Source organism: Streptomyces sp. CA-251387 (genome assembly GCF_050936625.1).
Classification (GTDB): Bacteria; Actinomycetota; Actinomycetes; order Streptomycetales; family Streptomycetaceae; genus Streptomyces.
This window is the reverse complement of the sequence record NZ_JBNJMJ010000001.1, coordinates 4,147,558-4,171,078: the sequence shown is the minus strand read 5'-3', so window position 1 is coordinate 4,171,078 and position 23,521 is coordinate 4,147,558. Positions and strand designations below refer to the sequence as shown.

The window sequence follows — 23,521 nt, the reverse complement described above, 5'->3', positions numbered from 1 at the left end:
CCGGTCACAGCGTGGCCAGGCGCTGTACGAGCAGGAACGCGCCGATGCCCAGCATCGCCGCTCCCGACGTGCGCGCGACCGCACGCGCCGCCGCCGGGCGGGCGCCGAGGACCGCGCGGGCCGCGAGGCCCACCGTCAGATAGACGGCGGCGCAGCACGCCATGTGGAGCAGTCCGAGTACGGCGGTCTGGGCGGGGACCGGCAGATGGTCGCCCTTCGTCACCAGGAACTGCGGCAGCACGGAGAGGTAGAGCAGCAGGCCCTTGGGGTTGAGCCCGCTGATCGTGGCACCGCGCAGAAAGGCGCGGGCCGGGCTCGCGGCCACGGTCTCCTCGGCCGCCCCCGGCGTGCCCGGCCGGCGCAGCACTCCCCACCCCAGCCACACCAGGTACGCGGCTCCGGCGGCCGTCAGCGCGGTGAGCAGCCCGGGCTTGCCCGCCACCAGCACCGCCAGGCCGGCGACGGCCAGGACCGTGTGCAGCGCGTACCCCGTGACCAGGCCCGCCACCGCTGTCACCGGCGAGCGGTCGCGCAGCCCGGCGGAGATGGCGTACGCCCAGTCGGCGCCCGGTACGCAGACGAGCAGCAGGTCGATGGCGAGGAAGGAAATGAGCAGCCCGGAGTCCATGGTGGCGACATTAGGCGGAAATGGCCCGAAAGTGTTGTCGAAGTTTGCCCATGATCGGCCTTTGTGGGGGAAGATCTGTCCCATGGACGACGTGGACAGACAGATTCTTGCCGAGCTTCAGCAGGACGGACGGCTGACCGTGACCGAGCTGGCCGCGCGGGTGCGGCTCAGCGTCTCGCCGTGCCACCGGCGGCTGCGGGAACTGGAGCGGGCCGGTGCCATCAGCGGGTACCGGGCCGTCGTGGACCCGGCCGCCGTCGGGCTGACCTTCGAGGCGCTGGTCTTCGTCTCCATGCGGCAGGAGGACCGGGACACGGTCGCCGAGTTCGAGCGGGCGCTGGCCGACATCCCCCACGTACTGGAGGCCGAGCGGCTCTTCGGGGAGCCGGACTATCTGCTGCGGGTGGCGACGGCCGACCTCGCGGCCTTCCAGCGGCTGTACGACGAGCGGTTGGCCACGCTGCCGGGGGTGCAGCGGCTGACGTCGACGCTGGTGATGAAGCACGTGGTGAAGGACCGGCCGCTACCGGCGTAACACAAGGGGCGTAACACAAGGGGCGTAGCACAAGGCGTCGGCACGCGCAGCAGGCGGTGGTCCACTCGTGTGAACCACCGCCTGCGAGACAGGACTTGGAGGTCGGGAAAAAAGGGGGCACCGGCCGCCGGGCGCTACTTCGTCGGCTTCTTGCCCGTCACGCCCAGGTGCACCAACAGCGCCAGGTTCGGCTTGAGTTCAGCCTGCTTGACGCCCCATGTCTGGAAACCCTTCTGGTGCGAGGCCACCGCCGCGAGCATCGCGACGAGTGAACCCGCGACCGCGGCCGGGTTGACGTCCTTGTCGACCTTGCCCTTGGACTGCAGCTGGGCAACCGCGTCCGCAAGGGAGTTGTTGACGGAGTTCAGGATCTTCATACGGATCTTGTAGAAGCGCTTGTCGCCCTCGGAGGCGCCGAGGTCGACGACCCTGAGGATCGCGTCGTTCTTGCGCCAGAACTCCAGGAATCCGTCCACGAGTTCCTGCGCGGTCTGCCAGCCGGCCTTGCCGACCCAGCTGCGGCCCTCCACGAGCTGGGTCAACCCCGCGCCCTCGGTGGCCATTTGCTCGGCGATCTCCAGGACGGCGCCCTCGACGTCCGGGAAGTACTGGTAGAAGGTCGCGGGTGAAGTGCCCGCTTTCCGGGCGACATCGATGACTTTGACGTCCCGGTAGGGGGAGGAGCTGAGCATCTCGCTGAGGCAGTCGAGCAGCTTCTGCCGGGTCGCCTGCCCACGCCGGCCGGCCACGCGGCCGTCGACGGTACGCACTTGTCCTGTCATGCCGTCAGCTTACCGAGGCGTGATCGGGGCGCGATTCGGCCGACTGCAAATGGGGTGCACGGGGACCGCGAGGCTGGTGTGCCTGGTCTGCGGGTTGCGCAGGAGGCCGTTACTTTGGCGGCATGGCCGAAAACAGGGCATCCGCAGACGGAACGGGATACGGAGAGGGCGTCCCGTGCTGGGTGGACGCACAGCTTCCCGACGTGGAGGCGGGCAAGCGCTTCTACGGTGAGCTCTTCGGGTGGGATTTCGAGGAGGCTTTCGACACCACCGTGCTGGCTCGGCTGGACGGCGAGCCCGTCGCCTCGCTCTCCCGCAAGACGGACGGGCGGATGCCCACCGTGTGGACGGTGTTCTTCGCCACCCCGGACGCCCAGGCGCTGGTCCGGCGGATCCGGGAGGCCGGGGGACAAGTCGTCACCGCGCCCGTGGACGTCGGGGAAGGCCTCGGGACGGTCGCGCTGGTCACCGACCCCGAGGGCGCCGTCTTCGGGCTCTGGCAGGCCGGCGAGCACCGAGGCTTCGGGCGCCGGCACGAGGTCGGCACCTTCGGCTGGGCCGAGCTGTACGCCCGGGACACCGAGGTCGCCAACGCCTTCTACGGCGGCCTCTTCCACGACGCCCTGTTCGGGCCGGACGCGAAGCCGGACTTCGGGCGTGCGGCCGTCGCGGAGCGCTTTCCGGCGGTCATGCCGCCCCACTTCCTCGTCCACTTCCGGGTGGCGGAGTGCGAGGCCGTACTCGGCACGGTGAACCAGCTCGGCGGGCGGGTGCAGGTGCCGCCCTTCGAAACGTCGTACGGGACGGTCGCCGTCGTCACCGACAATCAGGGGGCGTCCTTCGCGGTCCTGGAACGCTGACCGCACTCTTACCTCCGGCGTCCCACTATGCGAGCCGGCGCTTTCCGCGGGCGCCGGAGTGTGGTTTTGTCCCAAGACACCCCGTTCCGCCCTCGGGTTCGCAACCACGCCCTCGGACAGGAAGAATCGGGGTGCGTGCCGCCAAGGCGGTGCGGTGGTGAGACGCTGCACGGGGTCGCGTACATATGTGAGTGACGGGGCCCGTACGGGGAGGTGGCAGGCAGAGTGGTGGATCAGCTGACGCAGCACGATCCGCGCAGGATCGGGCCGTTCGAGGTACTCGGACGGCTGGGCGCCGGCGGCATGGGGCTGGTCTATCTCGCGCGCTCGGCTTCGGGCCGACGCGTGGCGATCAAGACGGTCCGGACCGAGCTCGCCGAGGACCAGCTGTTCCGCGTCCGCTTCACACGTGAGGTGGAGGCGGCCCGCGCGGTCTCCGGTTTCTACACGGCGGCCGTCGTCGACGCCGACCCGCGCGCCGCCGTGCCGTGGCTGGCCACCGCGTACGTCCCCGCGCCCTCCCTCGAGGAGATAGTGAACGAGTGCGGGCCGCTCCCGGCCCAGGCGGTGCGCTGGCTGGCGGCGGGGGTGGCGGAGGCCCTCCAGTCCATCCACGGCGCGGGGCTCGTCCACCGCGACCTCAAGCCCTCCAACGTCCTCGTCGTCGAGGACGGCCCCCGGGTGATCGACTTCGGCATCGCCTCCGGCGTCTCGAACACGCGGCTGACCATGACCAATGTCGCCGTCGGCACTCCCGCCTACATGTCCCCGGAGCAGGCGAAGGACTCCCGCAGCGTCACCGGCGCCAGCGACGTCTTCTCGCTCGGCTCGATGCTGGTGTTCGCCGCCACCGGACACCCGCCCTTCCACGGCGCCAACCCGGTCGAGACGGTCTTCATGCTGCTGCGTGAGGGCCCGGACCTCGAAGGCCTCCCGGATGAGCTACGCCCGCTCATCGAGTCCTGTATGCAGATGGACCCGACGGCCCGCCCGAACCCCGCCGACCTCCAGGCCCAGCTGGCCCCGCACCTCTTCGGCTCCGGCTCCGACGACAGCGGTACGGCGTCGGCGTGGCTGCCCGAGCGTGCGGTGAGCCTGATCGAGGCGCGGCGCGGCGGCCGCCCGGCGGCGAAGCCCTCGTCGTCCTCCGGCCGCAGCGGCGGCCGCATCGCCCCGGCCCCGGCTCCCGCGCCCGTCCCGCCCCCGCCCCCGCAGGACCCCGTGGTCCCGGCCCCGCAGCCCGCGCCCGTCCCGGTCGGCGCCCCCGACACCGGCCCCGTCCGCCTGGCCGGCGCCGCGGTGCCCATCGGCCCCGGCCCCCGCGTCGCCGACGCCCGCGCCTCCGCCCTGCAGGCGCCCGCCCCGGAGGCCGGCCTGGTCGCCTCCTGGTCCAAGCCCCGCCCCGGCGTCAACGGCACGGATCCCGCCGTGGGCCCCGCCGTACCGGCCGCGCCGCCCGCGCCCCCGGAGACGGCGGCCGGCTGGCGCCCCTGGCGTTTCCGCATGTCGAACGACGTCTGGGGCACCCCCTCCGTCGCCGACGACCTCGTCTACGTCACCTCCTTCGAGGTGCACGCCCTGGACGTGGCCACGGGCCGGCGCCGCTTCAAGACGCGGGACGTGGCCTGGTCCATGGCGGTCGCGGACGGCCGTATCCACGCCTCCGACGGGCCGACCCTGTTCGCCCTGGAGAGCAGGGAGGGCGCCGACCTCTGGCGTCTGCAGACGGACGCCTGGGTGTACTCCCTCAAGGCCGAGCGGGGGACGGTCGTCACCGGCACCCGCGGCGGTGGCGTCCAGGCCTGGGAGGCCTCGAACGGGCAGAAGCTGTGGGAGATCACCGGGGCGCAGACCGACTTCGAGTCGCCCGAGGCGGGCCCGGTGCTCCACGAAGGCACGGTGTACGTCTGGCAGGACGCCCGGCTGCGCGCCCTGGACGCCCGCACCGGTGACGAGCGCTGGTCGTACCCCATCGGCGACGCGGCCTCCTGCGGCGGGGTGCCGGTGCGGGTGGCGCAGGCGCCGGACGGGTTCGTGTACGTCTCGGCCGGGACGCGCGTCCTCGCGCTGGACGTGGCGAGCGGTCACGTCCGCTGGCACTTCGAGGCCCCGGCGGTCTTCCTGTGCCCGCCGGCCTTCGTACCGGGTCCGTCGGTGACGGGCGGCGGTGTGTACCTCGCCGACTACCTCGGCACCGTCTACGCCCTGGACGCAACCGACGGCCGTGACCGCTGGCGCATCGCCACGGAGTCCCGTTCCTCGATCGAGCCGGTTCTGGTGGCTGCCGGTCATGTTCACGTGGGCAGCGGCAAGGGGCTGTACACCCTGGACGCGGTCACCGGGACGCCGAAGTGGCGTTTCCAGGCGGGCGGCGACATCGTGGGGGCGCCTGCGGTGGCGGAGGGCCGGATCCACTTCGGTTCGACGGATCACCTGTTGTACACCCTGAAGGCCGACGACGGCCGCCTGCGCTGGAAGCTCGCGACCGGCGGCGAGATCACCGGCTCCCCGGTGGTGAAGGACGGGGTCGTGTACGCGTGCAGCAAGGACCGGTGCGTGTACGCGCTGGACGCGGAGAAGGGCACGGGGACGGCGCGCAACGCCTAGGCGGGGGCTTGTGACGGCCGTCGTGCCGGCGCACGGAAGGGGTCCGGACGGCGGCCGTCCCGTGGGGAGCGGCCATCTTCACCGCTCTTACACGAGACGCTACGCCGGGTAAGCGATTGCCGCCATGCGACCGCTGCTAACGTGACGTGCTCACGTTCAGTACAACGGGGTTGCACCACATTTTTTTCGGGGGTCGAACACGTGAAGCTTCGCCATGTCCGCGCTGTGGCCGTGTCCGTCTGCGTGGTGGTCGCCCTGACCGGAGCCCGGCGCTCGCACGGTGGGGGCTGTGACGACAGCTCCAACTCCAGCAGCTCGTCGAGCAGTTCGGGCGGCTACTCGGGCGGCAGCACCCACTACGACGATGACGACGACTACTCGTCCTCGACCGGCGGCTCGGGCGGCACCGACGCGACGGCGACCGCCTCGCCCACCGAGGACGTGAAGATCACCAGCTGCCTGTACGACCCGAGCCGGGGCATCGTCGCCCGCGTCGAGGCCACCAACACCAGCAGCATCACGACGTACACCTACGAGTTCGGCGTGGCCTTCAAGGACCCCGACGGCGCACCCGTACGCACCAGCGCCTCCACCATCCCGTACGTCTCGCCCGGCGCCACGGAGACCCTGGACGTGGCCGCCGTGTACGTCCCGGAGACCGGCGCGAACACGAGCGGCGTCACCTGCACGCTGGACGACGTGACGCGGACCGCGCAGTAACTCACCGCACTCGGTGGTCGCGGCGCCGGGCCCGGAACAGTTCCGCCTGCCGTTCGCCCGGCAGGTTCCCGAGCGCGATCAGGTGCGGCGCCTGTGCGAACGCCTGGGCGAGGGCGGCCTCCTTGGCCGCCCACAGCGCCCGTACCGTCCCCTGGACGCCCTCCGCCGGATACCCGGCGATGACGGCGGCACAGTCGACCGCGGCCGCCAACGCCCCACCTGGTTCGGTGACTTCCGACACCAGCCCGATCTCATGGGCCCGCCGCGCCGACAGCCGCTCCGCGCTCCCCATGAGCGCCATCCGCGCGGCCTCCCCGTACGGCATGCGCAGCGCCATGAGCATCGACTCGTAGGCGCTGACCATGCCGTAGGTGGTGTGCGGGTCGAAGAAGGTGGCGGTCGGGTCGGCGACGACGAAGTCCGCCTCGCCGAGGAGGTAGAAGGCGCCGCCGCAGGCCATGCCCCGTACGGCGGCGACGACCGGTTTCCACAGGTCGTTGGCCTTGGGGCCGACGTGCAGGAGCGGATCGTCCGTCATGTACGGCGAGTTGGGCTGCGGGACGACGGCGTCCCGGTCCAGCCCCGTGCAGAACGCCCGCTCTCCTGCACCGGTGAGGACGACGGCCCGTACGGTGTCGTCGAAGCGCAACTCGCGCCAGGCGGCGACCAGTTGATCCCGGAGGTCGAGGTCGATGGCGTTGAGGCGGTCGGGCCGGTCGAGGGTGACGACGGCGACGCCGGTGTCCTTGTCGGCCGTGACGGAGAGGCCGGCGCGACTCATGGGCGCTCCAGGACCCACTGCGGGAGGCCGCTGCCGCTGAAGACGGCCTGGACCTTGGCGCCGATGCGGATCCGGTCGGGGGAGAGGGAGTCGAGGGGCGCGTCCGGGCCGGTGACGAGGTTGCCGACGAGGCGGATGCGGGGTGCGTCGGCGAGTTCGACGACGATGACGTTGTACGGCGCCTGCTCCGCGTAGTCGGGCAGGAGGGGCGGATGGGGGACGACGTAGGACCAGACGCGCCCGTGCCCGGAGACCTGGCGCCACTCGCTCGCGAAGGACTGGCAGTGCGGGCAGCACGGGCGGGGCGGGAACCGTGGCTCACCGCAGTCGGCGCAGGTCTGGACGCGGAGTTCGCCCTGGGCGGCGTACTGCCAGAAGGGGGCGCCGTCGGGGTCGGTGACGGGGGAGAGCATCCTTCGATCAACTCCTCAGGAGCAGCGCGGAGGTGGGGACGCCTTCGCCGGCGGTGACGAGACAGGTGGCGGCGCCCGGGACCTGGGCGGTGCTGGTGCCGCGGAGCTGTTTGACGCCCTCGTTGATGAGATTGAAGCCGTGGACGTAGGCCTCGCTGAGTCCGCCGCCCCCGGTGTTCAGGGGCAGCCGCCCGCCGATCTCCAGGGCGCCCTGCTCGGTGAACGCGCCGCCCTCGCCCCTCCCGCAGAAGCCGTATCCCTCCAGCGACAGCGGTATGAGAGCCGTGAACGCGTCGTAGATCTGGGCGACGTCCACATCCTGTGGAGTGAAGTCGGCGTGCTTCCACAGATGCCGGGCGGCGGTCCAGGCAGGTCCGGTGAGCGGGTCGTCGTTCCAGTAGTTGACCATGCCGTGGTGCTGGGCGGGCAGGCCCTGGGCGGCGGAGTGGACGTAGACGGGGGTGTGCCGGCAGTCGCGGGCACGCTCCCGGCTGACGAGCACGCACGCCAACGCCCCGTCCGTCTCCAGGCAGTTGTCGAAGAGGCAGAGGGGCTCGCTGATCCACCGGGAGGTCATGTACATCTCGCGGGTGAGGGGACGGTCGTACATGATCGCGGCGGGGTTCTGATTGGCCCTGTTCCGGCACGCGAGGGCGACGTTGAACAGATGATCCCGCGTCGCGCCGTACTCGTGCATGTAACGGCGCGCGAGCATGGCGATCTCGTCGACCGGCCGCAGCAGACCGTACGGCCGGGTCCACTGGGCGGGAGTGGGCAGTGGGGCGGTGGTGTTCCGCCAGGGCCGGGGACCGCTGCCCCGCTTCCGTGACCGCCAGGCGACACCGACCGTCGCCTGCCCGGCGGCGATGGCGGCGGCGAGATGCGCGACGGTGGCACACGACCCGCCACCCCCGTACCCCACCTTGCTGAAGAAGCTGAGGTCCCCGAACCCGACGGCTTTCGCCAGCTCCACCTCGTCCGTCTCCTCCATGGTGTAGCTGGCGAGGGCGTCGACCTCACCCGGGGCGATCCCGGCGTCGTCGAGGGCGGCGAGGACGGCACGGCAGGCGAGGGTCTTCTCGTCCTCGTCGAGCCGTTTGGCGAAGCGGGTCTGTCCGATGCCGACGATCGCGGTCGCGTCCTTGAGGCCGATGCCTGTGGTCATGCTGCGCGCACCTCCGCATGATTCCCTGCGATTCCCTGCGATTCCGCATGGTGAAGCGGCTGCTGACAGGTCGTCAGGCTACAGCTAATCTGACGGTCAGTCAGCTAATGGGAGTCGCTGGGTTCCGTCGGGAGGCTGTTGTGCGCGGTGACTTGGAGTGGGGCAGCATTCCGGAACTCGTCCGCGGCGCGGCCGAGCGGTACGCGGACGCCGAGGCGGTGGTGGAGGGCCGCACCAGGATCTCGTACGCCGAACTGGGCGCCCGCATCGAGCGCTCGGCCGCGGCCTGCATCGCGAACGGCATCGCGCCGGGCGACCGGGTCGCCATCTGGGCCCCGAACACGCTCGACTGGATCGTGGCGGCGCTGGGCGCGGTGTCGGCGGGGGCGGTGCTGGTGCCGCTGAACACCCGCTTCAAGGGCGGGGAGGCGGCGGACGTGCTGCGCCGCAGCGGGACGCGGCTGCTGTTCGTGACGGGCACGTTCCTGGGAACGTCGTACGTGGCGTCGCTGCGGCGGGCGGTTGCTGAGGGCCCGGGGCTGCCGGAGCTTCAGCAGGTGGTGGTGCTGTCGGACGACGCCCCCGCGGACTTCCGCACCTGGAAGGACTTCCTGGCGAGCGGGGACGGCGTGGGTGAGGCGGAGGTGCGGGCGAGGTCGGAAGCCGTGTCCGGTTCCTGCCCCTCGGACATCGTCTTCACGTCCGGGACGACGGGCCGCCCGAAGGGCGCGGTGATCACCCACGCGCAGACGCTGCGGGCGTATGAGGTGTGGAGCGATCTGGCCGGCCTGCGGCAGGGCGACCGCTACCTCATCGTGAACCCCTTCTTCCACACCTTCGGCTACAAGGCCGGGGTGATCGCCTGCCTGATGCGGGGCGCGACGATGATCCCCCAGCCGGTGTTCAACATCGACACGGCCCTGGCGAACATCGCGGCGGAACGCGTGTCGGTACTGCCGGGCCCACCGACCCTCCACCAGTCGCTGCTCGACCACCCGGCTCGGGACGCGTACGACCTCTCGGCACTGAGACTGGTGGTGACGGGCGCGGCGGTCGTGCCCTTGCGACTCGTGGAACGCCTGCGCGGGGAACTGGGCGTGGAGACGGTCCTGACGGCGTACGGCCTCTCCGAGGCCAGCGGCATCGTGACGATGTGCCGACGCGGCGACGACCCGTCGGTGATCGCATCGACGTCCGGGCGGGCGATACCGGGCACGGAGGTGCGGGTCGAGGCACCGGTCGGCGAACCCGGCGAGGTCCTGGTCCGCGGCTTCAACGTCATGCGGGGCTACTACGAGGACGAGGCGGCGACGGCCGAGGTGCTGACGGAGGGTGGGTGGCTGCGGACGGGGGACGTGGGGGTGTTGGACGAAGGGGGCTACTTGCGCATCACCGACCGCATCAAGGACATGTTCATCGTCGGCGGCTTCAACGCGTACCCGGCGGAGATCGAGCAGGTGCTGGGGTTGCATCCGGATGTGGCGGACGTGGCGGTGATCGGCGTACCCGATGCGCGGCTGGGGGAGGTCGGGAAGGCGTTCGTGGTGCGGCGGCCGGGGGCGACGCTGACCGGGGACGACCTGATCGCGTGGGCTCGGCGGGAGATGGCGAACTACAAGGTGCCGCGGGTGGTGGAGTTCGTACGGGAACTGCCCCGGAACGCCGGCGGCAAGGTGGTGAAGGGGGAGTTGCGGGAGGGTCGGTGATCGCCGCCGGAGGGGGATGGACCGGGGAGTTCCAGGACCGTCAGCCGGGACGAAGTGCAGCGGTCAGGGCGGCGCGGATTTCCTGAAGCATCCACGCAGGGCGGTGGAAGACGTCCTCGGCGGAGAAGCGGAGGAGGCTTCGGACTTCCGGGCACTGCAGGACTTGATTGAACCGGGCGATGTCCCGTCGGTGGGAGTCACGGGTGCCGTGGTAGGCGTAGCCCTCGATCTCGACCGCCAGCCCCTCGGCCCGGAAGAGGAAGTCCAGGACGACCCGGCGGCCGTTCGGGGTGACGAGTTCGGCCTGAGTCTCGGGATGGAGCCCGGCATCGTGCATGCGCAGGCGGGCGATGGTCTCGACCGGTGATCCGGCGCGTGGATCGCACAGCCGCAGCCAGCGGCGGGCTCTCGCCGCCCCCTGGTGCGGGGCTTCGAGTCCGGCAGCGATCGTGTCGCGGTCGGTGAGCGGCGCGCGCCGTACGCCTCCGACCCTGCGGTAGGTGAGCGCCGACTCGACGGCGACGACCGCCTCGTCCCTGGGCCCGCCCCGGAGAAGGTCGGCGACCGTGCGTACCGCCCCGGTGACTCGTAGGCCTTGTCGCTCCGCCGTATCCCCGGTGCTGAGGGGAAGGCGATGTACACGTACGCCTCTGCCTCCTCGGCGGAGGGTGAGGAAAGGGTCGATGAATTCAAGGGGCCCTTCGGCAGCGGGGGTGAGCGTCTCGATCCGCCAGAGGGCGGCCGCTGAACGGTGACTCACGACCAACCTCGGCCGCAGAAGCTGCGCTGCTCGGAGCCGTGTGCGGAGGTCTGGATTCCGTCCCGGCTGGATCCACGTGCCGTTCTGAATCTGGGTCCAGTTCTCGGACCGGAGGGCTCGGGTGAGGCTCCGCGCGGGCCACCCGGCGGCGAGGGCTCGCGAGGTGAGGAGGACGCCGTCCTCCGCCAGTTCTCGCAACGCCTTCCGCACCACCCCGTCAAGATCGCAGACTTCCAAGAAGCCCACGTGCCCTGTGGATAACCCCACCTCCCTGGGGAGACGTGTCATCGGGGAGAAGCGGTCATTGGCCGGTTTGGGCCACCTGGGGTGGGCAGATGCGCCGGATCCAGGAGCGGGGGTTGGCCCAAAGTGGCCGATTGGGGTTACTGGGAGTCCGGGCCGGGGCCGGCCCTGCTGGACGCAGCGGCGTTGCGGTGGGGGCCGCCCCCGAACACACCTCGGCCGCGACGGCTCCCCCTCCGCGCCGCCGCGGCCGATCCCCGTGGGGTGCTGGTCTGTCAGGCCTCTTCGCTCGTGATGTGCGTGTCGAGCGGCTTCACCGTGCCGTCGTCGGCCTTGGCGTCGGTGATGTGGGTGTCGAGCGGGTTGACCGTGCCTGCGTCGGCGTCGGTGATGTGGGTGTCGAGCGGCTTGACGGTGCCGTCGGTCTTCTTCTCTTCGGCCATGCTGTTCAACTCCTGTGACTGGGACACGAGGCCCGCCCGGCGACTCCCCCGAGGGCCGCCGGACGGGCTGGTCAGGGCCGTTCACCTTAACGGTGGGCCGCAATGATGATCCGTCTGCCCCCCGACGCGACGGATCGACGGCATTCAGAGTGCCGTGAGGCGATAAACGAACGATGAACGCGGGTCGCGGCCGACTACGCGGCGGCCACCGGAATGAGCAGACTCCGCACCTCTACGGCCTCCGGGGAGCCCAGGTCCTCGTAGATGGACAGGGCCTCACGCCAACAGGCCTGCGCACGGTCGAGCTGCCCGATGTCGTACAGGGCACGTCCGAGGACGGTGAGCACGTTCCCTCGCCGCCAGTCCCCGCCGATGCCGCGGAGGACGGCGAGTGACTGTTCCGCGAGAGCGGCGGCCTGGGCCGGCTTTCGCTCGTTGAGCAGTATTTCGGCGATCCGGAAGATCGCCATTCCCTCCCAGAGACGCTGGCGGCTGTCCCGGAACACCTCAAGAGCCTCGGTCAACTGCTCGACCGCACGCGTGAGTTCCCCGGCCTGGGCAAGCGCCAGCCCCAGAGCGTAGCGACCGTTGGCGCCGCGAAGGGTGTGGCCCAGGCGGTCGTAGACGCTGACGCCCTCCCGCGCGAGCTCGATCGCGCTGCTCGTGTGTCCCATGGCGAGGTGCGAACGGGAGAGGTTGCACAGCGCGTTGGCCTCACCGGCCAGGTTGCCGTCCGACCGGAAGTTGGTGAGAGCTTCCTGCAGATGGGCGGCCCCTTCGGCATGCCGGCCGCCATAGACCGCGATGACACCGCGATGATTCGGCACCCAGCTGTTGAGGGCCGGATCGTTGATCCTCTGTGCCAGGGCCGCGGCTTGGCTCACTTCCTCGTCGGCCTGGGCGAATCGCCCGGCCGCCAGGTGAGCGTCGGTCAAGGTCGTCCGAGCTCGCCCTTCGGCCTGGACGTCGCCCGCTGCCCGAGCGGCATCGCGAGCGGCCGTTGCCGCTGACTCGTAGTCTCGGGAGGCGGCGCCGGACTCGGCCAGGTCCTTCGCCGCCCAGAGAAGGTCGACGGCCCGTCGTAGCTCGCCGCTCCGCACGGACTGACTCGCGCAGGCCAGCAGGCAGTTTGCCTCGGAGTACAGCCAGTCCTGAGCCTCATGGCGACTGCCGAAGCGCAGACCCGGGAACTCCCCGTGCTCCAGATGATCCACCAGCCGGTCGCCGGGACGCTCGATCGCATAAACCGCCGCCGCCGTCGCCAGATAAAAGTCCAGCAACCGCGACATCGCCGCATCCCGCTCACTCGGCGGCCACTCGTCCCGTTCCGCACAGGCACGCGCGTAGAGCCGCACCAGATCGTGGTACCGGTACCGCCCGGGCGCCGCCGACTCCAGCAGTGACGTGTCGACGAGGGACTCCAGCAGGTCTTCCGTCTCGTCCACCGGCAGATCCAGGACCGCCGCTGCCGCCGCCAGCGAGATGTCCGGTCCGTCGGCCAGTCCCAGGAGCCGGAAGGCGCGGGCCTGGGTGGGCTCCAGGGCGCCGTAGCCGAGCTCGAAGGTTGCCTTCACCGCGAGGTCGCCGGCCTGGAGCTCGTCCAGTCGGCGGCGTTCGTCCGCGAGCTTGGCCGCCAGCACAGAGACCGTCCAGGTGCGGCGTGCCGCCAGCCGTGACGCCGCGATGCGGATCGCCAGCGGCAGGAAACCGCAGGCCGCGACCACGTCCAGCGCGGCCTCCCGTTCGGAGGCCACCCGTTCCTCGCCCACGATCTTCGTGAAGAGCTGCAGCGCCTCGTCCGGCGACATCACGTCCAGGTCGACCAGATGGGCACCCGCCAGGTCCACCATGCGGACCCGGGACGTCACCAGGGCCGCGCAGCCCTCCGTGCCCGGCAGCAGCGGCCGTACCTGGGCGGCGTCCTTCGCGTTGTCCAGCAGGACCAGGACCCGGCGGCCGTCCAGGACCGAGCGGTACAGCGCCGCCCGCTCCTCCAGCGAGTCCGGGATCGCCGAGTCCGCCGTGCCCAGGGCCCGCAGGAAGGAGCCCAGGACTGTTTCCGGTTCCGCCGCCCGCGGGCCCGCGCCCTGCAGGTCCACGTACAACTGGCCGTCGGGGAAAGCCGAACGCGCCTGGTGTGCCACGTGCACCGCCAGCGTCGTCTTGCCGACGCCCCCGATGCCCGCCAGCGCCGACACCGCCATCACCCGGCCCTCGGCCGAGGCGAGGACCTCGCTGAGCTCGGAGACGAAGGCGGAACGGCCCGTGAAGTCGGGGACGGTGGCCGGGAGCTGGGCCGGGCGCACCGGGGTCACGGCCGGTTCGGTCACCGGCGCCGAGGGCTCCGCGAGGCCGGGGTCCGCCTGCAGGATCCGCTGCTGGAGCTCCTTGAGGCCCGGGCGTGGGTCCACGCCCAGTTCGTCGGCGAGCAGGCGGCGCGTGTCCGCGTACACCGCCAGCGCCTCCGCCTGACGGCCGCTGCGGTAGAGCGCCAGCATGAGCAGTTCGCGCAGGCGTTCGCGCAGGGGGTGCGCCGCGGTGAGTGCCGTCAGCTCCGACACCGCCTCCGCGTGGCAGCCCTGCTCCAGGTCCATGTCGAGGCGGGATTCCAGGAGTTGCAGCCGCCACTCCTCCAGGCGGACCCGCTGAGCCTCGGCGTAGGGCCCGGGCACCCCGGCCAGCACCTCGCCGTCCCACAGGGCCAGCGCCCGCCCCAGCAGCTCCCGCGCCTGGCACAGGTCCCCGGCGCCCCGTGCCTTCTCCGCCTGAGTCGCCAGTTCCTGGGCCACGCCCAGGTCCAGCGCGCCCTCGGCCAGGCCCCGCACCGCGTAGCCGCCCGACTCGCTCACCAGGACCCCGGGGTCCAGCACCTTCCGCAGCCGGGAGGCGTACGTCCGTACCGCCGCCAGCGCCTGTGACGGCGGCTCCTCGCCCCACAGGGCGTCGATCAGCTCCGCCGCGGTCGCCGTACGGCCCTCGCGCAGCAGCAGGGCCGCGAGCAGGGCACGTTGCTGGGGGGAGCCGGTGGGGAGCTGCTCGTCGTCGCGCCAGGCGCGTACCGGGCCGAGCACGCTGAAGCGCAGCATCGCCGGCTCCTGGGAGCCGGAACGCCGCTGCTCGGGCACACGCGGTGCACCGTCCATCGGGTCCCCCTAGGCATCCTCAACAACTACGTCAGTTTGCCTTGTTCATGGCGGATGCGTCAGCCGGGCGAGACACCGATCACAGGCAGGGCACACCCGGGCGTGCGGGATTCCACAAGGTCCCCACAAGATCTCCGTACACGACCGACCAGAACCGATCAGCCCGCCCTCGCAGCGCACCGCCGTACTGCGCCGCACACATAGCTGACGGTCCGTCAGATCAGCGCTACCGTGAACGCCATGGACGACACCGAGACGACGTTTCCCCTGATCATCTCCGTCGACGACCACACGGTGGAACCGCCCACCGTGTGGCAGGACCGCCTGCCGAAGAAGTACCTCGACATCGGCCCCCGCACCGTCCGCGCCCCGCTGAAGGAAATGACCTTCCTGGGCGGCCGGTTCAAGCCCGTCATGGGCCGGCCGGGCGATGACGGGCCGATCGGTGACTGGTGGGTGTACGAGGATCTCCACCGGCCCCTCACCCGCCTCGACACCGCCGTCGGATACGACCGGGACGAGATCAAGCTCGAGGTCATCACCTACGAGCAGATGCGCCCGGGTTCGTACGACGTCCCCGCCCGCCTGGCCGACATGGACGTCAACCACGTCCAGTCCGCCCTCTGCTTCCCGACCTTCCCCCGCTTCTGCGGCCAGACCTTCACCGAGGCCGCGGACCACGAGCTCGGCCTGCTCTGCGTCCAGGCCTACAACGACTGGATGGTGGAGGAGTGGTGCGGCCCGGCGGCCCGGGGGCGGCTCATCCCGCTCACCCTCATCCCCCTCTGGGACGCCGAACTCGCGGCCGCCGAGGTCCGCCGCAACGCCGCCCGCGGCGTCCGTGCCGTCGCCTTCTCCGAGATACCCCCGCACCTCGGGCTCCCCTCCGTCCACACCGACGACTGGGACCCCTTCCTCGCCGCCTGCGACGAGACCGGCACGGTGGTCGCCATGCACATCGGTTCGTCGAGCCGTATGCCCTCCACCTCCGCCGACGCCCCGCCCGCCGTCGGCTCCACCATCACCTTCGCCAACTGCTGCTTCTCGATGGTCGACTGGCTGATGAGCGGCAAGTTCGAACGCTTCCCGAATCTCAAGGTCATGTACGCGGAAGGCCAGATCGGCTGGATCCCGTACATCCTGGAACGCGCCGACGTGGTGTGGGAGGAGAACCGCGGCTGGGGCGGGGTCGCCGACAAGGTGCATCGGCCGCCGTCCGAGCTGTTCGCCGACCACGTCTACGGCTGCTTCTTCGACGACGCCTTCGGGCTGCGCAACCTGGACGCCATCGGCCTGAACAACGTCCTGTACGAGACCGACTACCCCCACTCCGACTCCACCTGGCCGAAGTCCCGCGAGGTCGGCGAGGCGCAGATGGGCCACCTGGACGCGGACGTGGTCGAGCGCATCGTGCGGGGCAACGCCATCGAGCTGCTGGGGCTCACCCCGGACGGCCTCTGGGGCGGGCCGCGGTGAGGCCGTCGCGCGGGATCCAGTACGGGATCCAGCTTCCGGTCCAGTCCCAGAGCACGATCTACGCCGAGCCCTGGGAGGCCGCCGCCGGCCCCGAGGACCTAGTGGCGATCGCCCGCGCCGCCGACCGCGCCGGCTTCGCCTACCTGGCGAGCTGCGACCACGTCGCCATCCCGCGCCGTCTCGCGTCCGCGATGAGCACGGTCTGGTACGACCCCGTCGCCACCCTCGCCTTCCTCGCGGCGGCCACCGAGCGGATACGGCTGCTCAGTCACGTCGCCGTCGTGGGGCTGCGGCATCCGCTCCTCACCGCCAAGCAGTACGCCACGCTCGATCACCTCAGCGGCGGGCGGCTGGTCCTCGGGGTAGGGGCCGGGCATGTGCGGGAGGAGTTCGAGGTGCTCGGCGTCGACTTCGAGCGGCGCGGGGCCGTGCTGGACGAGACGGTCGACGCCCTGCGGGCCGCTCTCGGGGCCGAGGAGTTCCCCGAACACCACGGCAAGCTCTACGACTTCGAGGGGCTGGGACAGCGGCCCCGGCCCGCGCAGGAGCGCGTCCCCGTGTGGGTCGGCGGGTCGTCGCCGGCCGCCGTGCGCAGGGCGGCGCTCAAGGGGGACGGGTGGCTGCCGCAGGGGGATCCGCGGGACCGGCTGCCCGCGCAGATCGCCCGGATACGGGGGCTGAGAGAAGACGCCGGCATCGAGGGGGCGTTCACCGTCGGTGCCATCGCCGAGCCGCTGTACGTCGGGTCGCCCGGCTGGGACGTCGGGCGCAGGACGATCAGCGGGCCGCCGGACGCGATCGCCGAGTCCCTGCGCGCCTATCGGGCGATGGGGGTGGACCAGATCCAGGTGCGGTTCCGCAGTCGGAGCCGGGACGAACTCGTGGGGCAGATCGAGGAGTTCGGGGAGGAGGTCGCGCCGCTGCTGGCCGACGGCATGCGGTAACCGCATTCCTTGAAAGCTTGAACATGTCCACGCCGGGCGCCGTATGTACGGACGTACGGACGTACCGATGTACGGCTTCGGCGGAAGGACACAGTGACGTGCACACTTCCCGGAAACTCTCCGTCGCCCTCGCCTGCCCCGAGGGTGCCTGGCCGCACCCCGGATGGCCGACCCCGGACGATCCCTACGTCGGCCGGGTGGTGCGCCTGCGCCCGCCGTACACCGTGCCCGAGGGCGTGGACGTCGTCGTCCTGTGCTGTGCCGACCCGTCGGAGGCCCTGCGGGAGCTGAGCCCTCCCGGCGTCCCGGTGATCGTCGTCAGCCCGCGCCGGGACACCGTCACGGTGCTGGAGGTGTTCCGCGGCGGGGCGGGCTATCTGATCGAGGGCGACTACTGCACCTGCATGCTGTCCTCGGCCGTCGTCGGCGCCACCGTAGGCCACACGTACCTCTCCCCGGCGGCCTGCGCGGCCCTGCGCGAGGGGGCCCGGCGGGCGTCCTCGGGCGACCCGGCGATGGAACGCCTGCGCGGCCTGCTCTCACCGCGCGAGCGGCAGATCATGGAGCTGCTGTCGACCGGGCTCGGCGCGCAGGAGATAGGGCTGCGATTACGGCTGAGCGAGAAGACGGTCCGCAACAACCTCAGCAACATCTACGCCAAGCTCGACGCGCGCGGCAGCACGGACGCGGTCCTGAGGTGGCTGGGAGCCGCGCCCGTGCTTCGCATCTGAGAAGTTCCGGGGCGCTCTACGGCGCCGGAACCTCCGACAGCGGTATTTCGACGTCGGTGACGTTCTCGCCGGCCTGGCCGAATCCGGGTTCCGAGCGGAGAGCACGGGTGGAATTCTGCAACCCGGCGGCCTCCGGCGTTCCGCACTTCACGTTGCGCAGCCACAGGCGCCCGTCGGGCGTGCCGTTCTTCAGGACCTGCGGATAGAAGACGTGCATGCTCGTGGCGCCCTCGCTCGGGGCGAAGAACACCTTCTGGCCGTCCTGCGCCTCCTTGTACGTGGCCCGCAGGAAGCCGCTCACGTCCGTGCGTTTCGCGGACCACATGAAGAAGGCGATGCTGTCCGCCTGCACGGTGTCCGTCCTGCTGAACGCCAGGGTGGTCGTCTTGTCGTCGCGCGTGATGTTGATTTCCGAGGTGCTGAACTTCACGCCGATCTCGAAGACGGAATGGGCGAGCTTCGTACCGGATTCCGCGCTGAATCCGTCCTCCAGCTGGATGGTCCTGGTGACGGACGCGCTCACAGCGAAGGTCTTCGAGGCGGTGGCCGTCGATCCGCAGTTGTCGGTCACCGCGGAGACCCGCTGATTGGGCCCGAGGTTGTCCCTCTTGAACTGGACGTCGACGAACTCGCAGTTCTCCAGCTTGTCGGAGTCCGCCGAACAGTCGGCGGTCACTTCGGAGGGGGTGGCGGCCCCCGCCGGATTCATCAGCGGTACGGCCACCGCGACGGCCGCCACCGGGGCCAGGGCGAGGGTGATGCGCTTCTTCTTGCTCCGGTGGCTTCTGGCGCGGGTCATGACTTCTCCTGTGGGGGGTGTTGGCGGGTGTACGGGGTCAGCAGTCGGTCAGGACGGCCTTGGAGGTGCCGTCGACCACACCGGGAGCGCCTGCCGCGCCCGGCAGGACGACGGGGCCCTCGACGACGTCCGGGGCCACGAAGTTCTGCTCGGGGGTGGCGTTGGTGACGGTGGTCGCCTCACGGGCGTCGATCCGGACCCGCCATTCGCCGGTCATGCGCTGCATCTTCGGCGTGAACTCCATGTGGAGCACCTTGCCGACCGGCACTTCCCGCTGTTCCGTGTCACCGGCGGTCGCCGACCTGACGGTCATGTCGAGAGTGCCCTTGTGCTTGACCCAGGACCCGCTCAGGGCCCCGAAGAGCCCTCCGCCGCCGCCCTGCTGAGTGACGGTGTACTTGCCCTGCCCCTGGGCCGCCGTCGCCGACCAGGTGACCGACACCTTCGCCGGTTCGGTGGCGTCGGGTTCGCAGTTCGGAAAGTCGATGGAGGCCTTTTCTGTCGGCCCGTCGAAGGTCTCGAACTTCGTCTCCACGAAATCGCAGTTGTCGGACGCGAAACTCGGCCCGGCGATCGGATGGCCACCGAAGTCGGAGATCGACTGCTGTTTTCCGTTGAGCACCTTGGCCCGCTGGCACATCGTCATGATCTGCTCGGGCGTCTTCTCCTCGCCGGCCGCGTTCGCCGACGGAAGCAACGCCACGATCACGCCACCCGTCGCCAGCGCGGATCCGACCGCCACGATCCTGATCTTCTTGTTCTTCAGTCTCCGCTCGGACATGGCGAGGATTCTGGATTCCCTGGACGAACGCCGACAGGGTCAAACATCCCTACTTGTGAGTCACGTGAGATTCGCCTCAGCAACGCCGGCGACTTGCATCTGACGCATCGTCAGGTATGCCGCTACGATGCGGAGTCCACCGTGTCCACCATGTGCAGGGGGCCGCAATGGGCAAGCTCGACGGACGGGTCGTCATCGTCACCGGAGCAGCGCGGGGACAGGGAGAACAGGAGGCGCGGCTCTTCGTCGCGGAGGGTGCGAGAGTCGTCCTCGCGGACGTCCTCGACGACCAGGGGCAGAAGCTCGCCGAGGAGCTGGGCGCCCTGTACGTCCACCTCGACGTCGGCGAGGAGGCCGACTGGCACACGGCGGTCGCCGCGGCCAAGAGGGCGTACGGCCACATCGACGGCCTCGTCAACAACGCCGGCATCCTGCGCTTCAACGCCCTCCTCGACACGCCTCTCGACGAGTTCATGCAGGTCGTGCGGGTGAACCAGGTCGGCTGCTTCCTCGGCGTGAAGACGGTGGCGCCCGAGATGGCCGACGGCGGCACGATCGTCAACACCGCCTCGTACACCGGGGTGACCGGCATGGCGGCCGTTGGTGCCTACGCCGCCACCAAGCACGCCATCGTCGGCCTCACCCGCGTCGCCGCGCTGGAACTGGCTCCCCGGCACATCCGCGTCAACGCCATGTGCCCCGGCGCCATCGACACCGCGATGTCCAACCCGGCCCAGCTGGACCCGGCCGCCGACCTGGAGGAGACGTCCCGGGCGCTCGACACGCTGTACCGCAAGCTCGTGCCGCTCGGACGGGTCGGCAAGCCGGAGGAGGTGGCGCGCCTCGCGCTGTTCCTGACCTCGGAGGACTCGTCGTACATCACCGGGCAGCCGTTCGTGATCGACGGAGGCTGGCTGGCCGGCGTCTCGGTCATCTGACCGCGATCTGACTGGCCGTCAACTATTGACCATCCGTGCGCCCGGTGCCACAGTCGGCGGCAGATCGTCATCTGACAGAGCGTCAGAAACTACTGGGGACGGTGAACCTCCTTGGAATTCGGGCTCTTTGTACAGGGATACGTGGGCAAGCGCGCCGAGACCGACCCGCTCGCCGAGCACAAGGCGCTGATGGAGGAGACCGAGTACGTCATCCAGGCGGACAAGTCCGGCTTCAAGTACGCCTGGGCGTCGGAGCACCACTTCCTGGAGGAGTACTCGCACCTCTCCGCGAACGACGTCTTCCTGGGCTACCTGGCCCACGCGACGGAGCGGATCCACCTGGGGTCGGGGATCTTCAACCCGCTCGCCCAGGTCAACCACCCGGTGAAGGTCGCCGAGAAGGTGGCCATGCTCGACCATCTCACCGGCAACCGCTTCGAGTTCGGCAGCGGGCGGGGGGCGGGGTCGCACGAGATCCTCGGGTTTCTGCCGGGGATCACCGACATGAACTACACCAAGGAGATCTGGGAAGAGACCATCGCCGAGTTCCCGAAGATGTGGCTGCAGGACGAGTACGCCGGCTTCCAGGGCAAGCACTGGTCGCTGCCGCCGCGGAAGGTGCTGCCGAAGCCGTACGGGAAGTCCCACCCCGCGATGTGGTACGCGGCGGGGTCGCCGTCGTCGTACGCCATGGCGGCGAAGAAGGGGCTCGGGGTGCTCGGCTTCAGTGTGCAGAAGGTCGCCGACATGGAGTGGGTGCTGGAGCAGTACAAGACGGCGATCGTGGACGCGGAGCCGGTCGGGGACTTCGTCAACGACAACGTGATGGTGACGACGACGGCCATCTGCGCGCCGACTCATGACGAGGCGATACGGATCGCCCTCAACGGTGGGCTGCACTATCTGCCGTCGCTCGTCTTCCGGTACCACGACACCTTCCCGCGGCCGGAGGGGTTCCCTGTGTGGCCGGAGACGCTGCCCGAGTACACCGCCGAGTTCGTCGAGGTCCTCATCGAGGAGGAACTGGTGATCTGCGGGGATCCGGACGAGGTGCTGCGGCAGTGCAAGCGGTGGGAGCAGGCGGGGGCGGATCAGCTGAGTTTCGGGCTGCCGGTGGGGATTCCGAAGGAGGAGACGTTGCAGACGATTCGGCTGATCGGGGAGCACGTGATTCCGAAGATCGATACGGATCCTGTGCATCGGACGTCCCGGTTCCGGGGTGCCGCGTAAGCGCCGTTGCGGGGTGCGGGTGGTGTGTGGCTGGTCGCGCAGTTCCCCGCGCCCCTTAGCGGCATGTCCCACACGTGAGTCGAGGAGTTGACGTCATGCTCGATCACCTCATCAAAGGGGCGACCGTCGTTGACGGGACGGGCACGCCCGGCTACACCGCCGACGTGGGGATACGCGACGGTCGTATCGCCGTCATCGGCATCGTCACCGAGAAGGCAGGTACCACCGAGGACGCCACCGGCATGATTGTGACCCCCGGCTTCGTCGACCCCCACACCCACTACGACGCCCAGCTGTTCTGGGACCCGTACGCGACCCCGTCCCTCAACCACGGTGTCACGACCGTGGCCGCCGGCAACTGCGGGTTCACGCTCGCCCCGCTGAACCCCGCCCGGCCCGAGGACGCCGACTACACCCGCCGCATGATGTCCAAGGTCGAGGGCATGTCGCTGGTGTCGCTCGAAGAAGGGGCGCCCTGGAGCTGGAACTCCTTCGGGGAGTATCTGGACGCTCTTGAAGGGCGGATCGCCGTCAACGCCGGGTTCATGGTCGGGCATTGTGCGCTCAGGCGGTACGTCATGGGGCCCGACGCGATCGGCGGGCAGCCCAGCGACGAGCAGCTCGCCGCCATGTTGCGGCTCCTGCACGACGCCATGGACGCCGGGGCCTGGGGTTTCTCCACCACCCAGTCGTCCAGCCACTCCGACGGGGACGGCAAACCGGTCGCCTCCCGGCACGCGAAACCGGCGGAGCTCCTCGCGCTGTCGCGGGCGGTCGGCGAGCACGAGGGGACGCAGATCGAGGCGATCGTGGCGGGGTGTCTCGATCAGTTCAGTGATGCCGAGATCGATCTGTTCGTGGAGATGAGCGCCGCCGCCGGACGGCCGCTCAACTGGAACGTCCTCACCATCGACTCGGCCGTCCCCGAGCGGGTTCCCAGGCAGCTCCTCGCGAGTGAGCAGGCCAGGAAGGCGGGCGGCCGGGTGGTGGCCCTCACCATGCCGATCCTCACGCCGATGAACATGTCCCTCGGCACCTTCTGCGCACTGAACCTGATCCCCGGGTGGGGGCCGGTCCTGGGCCTGCCCGTCCCGGAGCGGATCGAGCGGCTGCGCGACCGGTCGGTCCAGGCCGAGTTGGTGCGCCACGCCCAGTCCAAGGAGGCCGGTGTCTTCCGGCGGCTGACGAACTTCGGGCGGTACGTCATCGGCGACACCTACAGCGAGGCCAACCGCGGGCTGACCGGGCGCGTCGTGGCGGACATCGCGGCGGAGCGCGGGCAGGAACCCTTCCAGTGCCTGGTGGAGATCTGCGCCGCCGACGAACTGCGTACGGTCCTGTGGCCCATGCCCACCGACAACGATCCCGCGTCCTGGGCGATGCGGGCCGAGGCCTGGCAGCACGAGGACGTGCTGCTCGGCGGGTCGGACGCCGGGGCGCATCTGGACCGGATGTGCGGGGCGCCGTACACGACCCGGTTCCTCGGGGACTGTCTGCGCGGGCGGAGGCTGGCGAGCCTGGAGCAGGCTGTGAAGATGCTGACGGACGATCCCGCGCAGCTGTTCGGGCTCAGAGACCGCGGCCGGATCCAGGAGGGCTTCCATGCGGATCTGGTGCTCTTCGACCCGGAGCGGATCGACGCCGGTACGGCCACCCTGGTGCACGACCTGCCGGGTGACAGCCCGCGGCTGGACTCCAAGGCGATCGGAGTGCGGGCGGTCTGGGTCAACGGGGTCGAGGCGATCCGGGACGACGTGGTGACCGGGGCCGTACCGGGGCGTGTGCTGCGTTCGGGGCGGGACACCAGGACGGTGGCCACGAGGTGAGTGCCAAGGG

The 23,521-nt window shown here is 70.4% G+C and carries 21 protein-coding genes; 11 read left to right on the top strand and 10 right to left on the bottom strand.

Annotated features, from left to right (window positions below):
- Window positions 1-4: 4 nt before the first annotated feature.
- A complete protein-coding gene (locus tag ACQEV2_RS18430; RefSeq protein WP_433042224.1) occupies window positions 5-628 on the bottom strand; it encodes a LysE family translocator in 624 nt (207 codons plus the stop codon).
- Between the two features lie 82 nt (window positions 629-710).
- Here ACQEV2_RS18430 and ACQEV2_RS18425 point away from each other — a divergent pair, with 82 nt between their 5' ends.
- Window positions 711-1,163 (top strand): Lrp/AsnC family transcriptional regulator, encoded by a 453-nt coding sequence (locus ACQEV2_RS18425; protein WP_433042221.1) that lies wholly within the window; start codon window positions 711-713, stop codon window positions 1,161-1,163.
- 134 nt (window positions 1,164-1,297) lie between these two features.
- Here the strand turns inward: ACQEV2_RS18425 and ACQEV2_RS18420 are convergent, their stop codons facing one another.
- Complete coding sequence (locus ACQEV2_RS18420) at window positions 1,298-1,933, bottom strand: TetR family transcriptional regulator (RefSeq protein WP_433054563.1); 636 nt, start codon at window positions 1,931-1,933, stop codon at window positions 1,298-1,300.
- Window positions 1,934-2,067: 134 nt separating this feature from the next.
- Between ACQEV2_RS18420 and ACQEV2_RS18415 the strand changes: the two genes are divergently transcribed.
- The 3 genes from ACQEV2_RS18415 to ACQEV2_RS18405 all read left to right on the top strand — a co-directional run bounded on the left by ACQEV2_RS18415 (window position 2,068) and on the right by ACQEV2_RS18405 (window position 6,132).
- Entirely contained in the window at window positions 2,068-2,805 is a 738-nt protein-coding gene (locus tag ACQEV2_RS18415) for a VOC family protein (RefSeq protein WP_433042218.1), read from the top strand.
- 225 nt (window positions 2,806-3,030) lie between these two features.
- Entirely contained in the window at window positions 3,031-5,412 is a 2,382-nt protein-coding gene (locus ACQEV2_RS18410; RefSeq protein ID WP_433042215.1) for a PQQ-binding-like beta-propeller repeat protein, read from the top strand.
- 201 nt (window positions 5,413-5,613) lie between these two features.
- Window positions 5,614-6,132 (top strand): hypothetical protein, encoded by a 519-nt coding sequence (locus tag ACQEV2_RS18405; RefSeq protein WP_433042213.1) that lies wholly within the window; start codon window positions 5,614-5,616, stop codon window positions 6,130-6,132.
- A gap of 1 nt (window position 6,133) precedes the next feature.
- On the opposite strand, the gene ACQEV2_RS18400 is transcribed toward ACQEV2_RS18405, so the two are convergent.
- The 3 genes from ACQEV2_RS18400 to ACQEV2_RS18390 are packed head-to-tail and all read right to left on the bottom strand — an operon-like array spanning window position 6,134 to window position 8,491.
- On the bottom strand, window positions 6,134-6,913 hold the full coding sequence (locus ACQEV2_RS18400) for an enoyl-CoA hydratase/isomerase family protein (RefSeq protein ID WP_433042211.1): 780 nt from the start codon (window positions 6,911-6,913) through the stop codon (window positions 6,134-6,136).
- The gene (locus ACQEV2_RS18395; RefSeq protein WP_433042209.1) at window positions 6,910-7,326 is read right to left on the bottom strand and encodes a Zn-ribbon domain-containing OB-fold protein; all 417 of its coding nucleotides are present in this window, start codon (window positions 7,324-7,326) and stop codon (window positions 6,910-6,912) included. Before ACQEV2_RS18395 ends, ACQEV2_RS18400 begins: the two co-directional genes overlap by 4 nt.
- A 7-nt stretch (window positions 7,327-7,333) precedes the next feature.
- Window positions 7,334-8,491: a lipid-transfer protein gene (locus ACQEV2_RS18390; RefSeq protein WP_433042207.1), complete on the bottom strand. Its 1,158-nt coding sequence runs from the start codon at window positions 8,489-8,491 to the stop codon at window positions 7,334-7,336.
- A gap of 107 nt (window positions 8,492-8,598) precedes the next feature.
- Here ACQEV2_RS18390 and ACQEV2_RS18385 point away from each other — a divergent pair, with 107 nt between their 5' ends.
- Window positions 8,599-10,197 (top strand): FadD3 family acyl-CoA ligase, encoded by a 1,599-nt coding sequence (locus ACQEV2_RS18385; RefSeq protein WP_433042204.1) that lies wholly within the window; start codon window positions 8,599-8,601, stop codon window positions 10,195-10,197.
- A 40-nt stretch (window positions 10,198-10,237) separates the two neighbouring features.
- On the opposite strand, the gene ACQEV2_RS18380 is transcribed toward ACQEV2_RS18385, so the two are convergent.
- The 3 genes from ACQEV2_RS18380 to ACQEV2_RS18370 form a co-directional block, all read right to left on the bottom strand.
- Window positions 10,238-10,957, bottom strand: a complete 720-nt coding sequence (locus tag ACQEV2_RS18380) for a hypothetical protein (protein ID WP_433042202.1) — start codon at window positions 10,955-10,957, stop codon at window positions 10,238-10,240.
- Window positions 10,958-11,475: 518 nt separating this feature from the next.
- On the bottom strand, window positions 11,476-11,643 hold the full coding sequence (locus ACQEV2_RS18375; RefSeq protein WP_433042200.1) for a hypothetical protein: 168 nt from the start codon (window positions 11,641-11,643) through the stop codon (window positions 11,476-11,478).
- 194 nt (window positions 11,644-11,837) lie between these two features.
- Complete coding sequence (locus tag ACQEV2_RS18370) at window positions 11,838-14,786, bottom strand: BTAD domain-containing putative transcriptional regulator (protein WP_433042197.1); 2,949 nt, start codon at window positions 14,784-14,786, stop codon at window positions 11,838-11,840.
- A gap of 240 nt (window positions 14,787-15,026) precedes the next feature.
- Here ACQEV2_RS18370 and ACQEV2_RS18365 point away from each other — a divergent pair, with 240 nt between their 5' ends.
- The 3 genes from ACQEV2_RS18365 to ACQEV2_RS18355 all read left to right on the top strand — a co-directional run bounded on the left by ACQEV2_RS18365 (window position 15,027) and on the right by ACQEV2_RS18355 (window position 17,937).
- Complete coding sequence (locus ACQEV2_RS18365; protein WP_433042194.1) at window positions 15,027-16,262, top strand: amidohydrolase family protein; 1,236 nt, start codon at window positions 15,027-15,029, stop codon at window positions 16,260-16,262.
- Window positions 16,259-17,206 (top strand): TIGR03619 family F420-dependent LLM class oxidoreductase, encoded by a 948-nt coding sequence (locus ACQEV2_RS18360; RefSeq protein WP_433042191.1) that lies wholly within the window; start codon window positions 16,259-16,261, stop codon window positions 17,204-17,206. Before ACQEV2_RS18365 ends, ACQEV2_RS18360 begins: the two co-directional genes overlap by 4 nt.
- Window positions 17,207-17,304: 98 nt before the next feature.
- A complete protein-coding gene (locus ACQEV2_RS18355; RefSeq protein WP_433042188.1) occupies window positions 17,305-17,937 on the top strand; it encodes a response regulator transcription factor in 633 nt (210 codons plus the stop codon).
- Window positions 17,938-17,953: 16 nt separating this feature from the next.
- Here ACQEV2_RS18355 and ACQEV2_RS18350 read toward each other — a convergent pair whose 3' ends face one another.
- Entirely contained in the window at window positions 17,954-18,736 is a 783-nt protein-coding gene (locus ACQEV2_RS18350; protein ID WP_433042185.1) for a hypothetical protein, read from the bottom strand.
- A gap of 37 nt (window positions 18,737-18,773) precedes the next feature.
- Complete coding sequence (locus tag ACQEV2_RS18345) at window positions 18,774-19,517, bottom strand: hypothetical protein (RefSeq protein WP_433042182.1); 744 nt, start codon at window positions 19,515-19,517, stop codon at window positions 18,774-18,776.
- Window positions 19,518-19,684: 167 nt separating this feature from the next.
- Here ACQEV2_RS18345 and ACQEV2_RS18340 point away from each other — a divergent pair, with 167 nt between their 5' ends.
- From ACQEV2_RS18340 to ACQEV2_RS18330, 3 genes are all read left to right on the top strand, one after another.
- Entirely contained in the window at window positions 19,685-20,455 is a 771-nt protein-coding gene (locus ACQEV2_RS18340; protein WP_433042179.1) for an SDR family NAD(P)-dependent oxidoreductase, read from the top strand.
- Between the two features lie 111 nt (window positions 20,456-20,566).
- Window positions 20,567-21,685: an LLM class flavin-dependent oxidoreductase gene (locus ACQEV2_RS18335; RefSeq protein WP_433042176.1), complete on the top strand. Its 1,119-nt coding sequence runs from the start codon at window positions 20,567-20,569 to the stop codon at window positions 21,683-21,685.
- A 95-nt stretch (window positions 21,686-21,780) separates the two neighbouring features.
- Window positions 21,781-23,511 carry an N-acyl-D-amino-acid deacylase family protein gene (locus tag ACQEV2_RS18330; protein WP_433042173.1) on the top strand — a complete coding sequence of 577 codons (1,731 nt, stop codon included), beginning with the start codon at window positions 21,781-21,783 and terminating at the stop codon, window positions 23,509-23,511.
- The last annotated feature ends 10 nt before the right edge of the window (window positions 23,512-23,521 follow it).

What these genes read in the sequence shown, in the direction of transcription:
- ACQEV2_RS18430 (WP_433042224.1), bottom strand. Translation starts at nt 628, where the DNA reads ATGGACTCCGGGCTGCTCATTTCCTTCCTCGCCATCGACCTGCTGCTC.
- ACQEV2_RS18425 (WP_433042221.1), top strand. Translation starts at nt 711, where the DNA reads ATGGACGACGTGGACAGACAGATTCTTGCCGAGCTTCAGCAGGACGGA.
- ACQEV2_RS18415 (WP_433042218.1), top strand. Translation starts at nt 2,068, where the DNA reads ATGGCCGAAAACAGGGCATCCGCAGACGGAACGGGATACGGAGAGGGC.
- ACQEV2_RS18400 (WP_433042211.1), bottom strand. Translation starts at nt 6,913, where the DNA reads ATGAGTCGCGCCGGCCTCTCCGTCACGGCCGACAAGGACACCGGCGTC.
- ACQEV2_RS18395 (WP_433042209.1), bottom strand. Translation starts at nt 7,326, where the DNA reads ATGCTCTCCCCCGTCACCGACCCCGACGGCGCCCCCTTCTGGCAGTAC.
- ACQEV2_RS18390 (WP_433042207.1), bottom strand. Translation starts at nt 8,491, where the DNA reads ATGACCACAGGCATCGGCCTCAAGGACGCGACCGCGATCGTCGGCATC.
- ACQEV2_RS18385 (WP_433042204.1), top strand. Translation starts at nt 8,599, where the DNA reads ATGGGAGTCGCTGGGTTCCGTCGGGAGGCTGTTGTGCGCGGTGACTTG.
- ACQEV2_RS18375 (WP_433042200.1), bottom strand. Translation starts at nt 11,643, where the DNA reads ATGGCCGAAGAGAAGAAGACCGACGGCACCGTCAAGCCGCTCGACACC.
- ACQEV2_RS18370 (WP_433042197.1), bottom strand. Translation starts at nt 14,786, where the DNA reads ATGGACGGTGCACCGCGTGTGCCCGAGCAGCGGCGTTCCGGCTCCCAG.
- ACQEV2_RS18365 (WP_433042194.1), top strand. Translation starts at nt 15,027, where the DNA reads ATGGACGACACCGAGACGACGTTTCCCCTGATCATCTCCGTCGACGAC.
- ACQEV2_RS18350 (WP_433042185.1), bottom strand. Translation starts at nt 18,736, where the DNA reads ATGACCCGCGCCAGAAGCCACCGGAGCAAGAAGAAGCGCATCACCCTC.
- ACQEV2_RS18345 (WP_433042182.1), bottom strand. Translation starts at nt 19,517, where the DNA reads ATGTCCGAGCGGAGACTGAAGAACAAGAAGATCAGGATCGTGGCGGTC.
- ACQEV2_RS18340 (WP_433042179.1), top strand. Translation starts at nt 19,685, where the DNA reads ATGGGCAAGCTCGACGGACGGGTCGTCATCGTCACCGGAGCAGCGCGG.
- ACQEV2_RS18330 (WP_433042173.1), top strand. Translation starts at nt 21,781, where the DNA reads ATGCTCGATCACCTCATCAAAGGGGCGACCGTCGTTGACGGGACGGGC.